This window comes from Neisseria sp. P0001.S005, assembly GCF_051963715.1.
This window is the reverse complement of sequence record NZ_JBQCTZ010000411.1, coordinates 1-1,192: the sequence shown is the minus strand read 5'-3', so window position 1 is coordinate 1,192 and position 1,192 is coordinate 1. Positions and strand designations below refer to the sequence as shown.

Genomic DNA, 1,192 nt, shown 5'->3' with positions numbered 1-1,192 from the left:
GGCCTCAACCCCGAAACCACCGTATTCAGCATTGCCAGCAAATCGTTCCGCACACCGGAAACCCTGCTCAATGCCTACGCCGCGCGTACTTGGTACCGCGATGCAGGTTTGCCTGATTCCGGTATCTACCGCCACTTCTGCGCCATTTCCGCCGATGTGGCCGCAGCCCAAAACTTCGGCATCTCCCCCGACAAAGTCTTCGCCATGTCCGACTGGGTCGGCGGCCGCTATTCCGTCTGGTCGCCTATCGGCCTGCCGCTGATGGTTGCCGTCGGCGAAAAAGCATTCCGCAAAATGCTGGCCGGCGCACACGCGATGGACACCCATTTCTTCGAAACACCATTCCGCCGCAACATTCCCGTCCTGATGGCGCTCATCAACGTTTGGTACAACAATTTCCAACATTCAGACGGCCAAACCGTTGTCCCATACAGCCACAACATGCGCCTCTTTACCCCATGGCTCAACCAGCTCGATATGGAAAGCCTCGGCAAACAGCGTACTTCAGACGGCCAACCCGTTTCCTGCACCACCGGCGGCATTGTCTTCGGCGATGAAGGCGTCAACTGCCAACACGCCTACTTCCAGCTTCTGCACCAAGGCACGCGTCTGATTCCCGTCGACTTCATCGTCCCCATGACCACAGTCTACGGCAACCACCGCCAACATCGCTTTACCGTTGCCAATGCCTTCGCCCAAGCCGAAGCGCTGATGAAAGGCAAGACCTTAGACGAAGTCCAAATCGAACTGGCCGCCCTACCCCAAGACGAACGCGACCGCCTTGCACCGCAGAAAGAGTTCCCCGGCAACCGTCCGAGCAACAGCCTGCTTATCGACAGCCTGACACCTTTCAATCTCGGCATGCTGATGGCCGCCTACGAACATCGCACCTTTGTTCAGGGCGTGATTTGGCGTATCAACCCCTTCGACCAATGGGGCGTGGAATACGGTAAAGAGCTGGCCAAAACCATTGAACCCGAACTCGAACGAGGCACGCCTGCACACGACAGCTCCACCAACGGTCTGATCGCCTTCTACCGCAACTGCAACGCAAGATCGAAGGCCGTCTGAAAATAAAATGCCCGTAAGACAAGCATATCTGCCTGTCTTACGGGCATTTCAAAACCTAATCGGCGGTAAGAATGAACCGTTAAAGCACCGCACTTTTAGACAAAAGTAGCTAGATTTTGAT

Annotated in this window: 1 protein-coding gene; it reads left to right on the top strand. The window is 55.9% G+C overall.

The window, feature by feature from the left end; all coding sequences use genetic code 11:
* On the top strand, positions 1-1,071 hold a 1,071-nt coding region (pgi, locus tag ACTHSP_RS20670), incomplete at its 5' end, for a glucose-6-phosphate isomerase (RefSeq protein ID WP_440346844.1).
* Between the last annotated feature and the right edge of the window lie 121 nt (positions 1,072-1,192).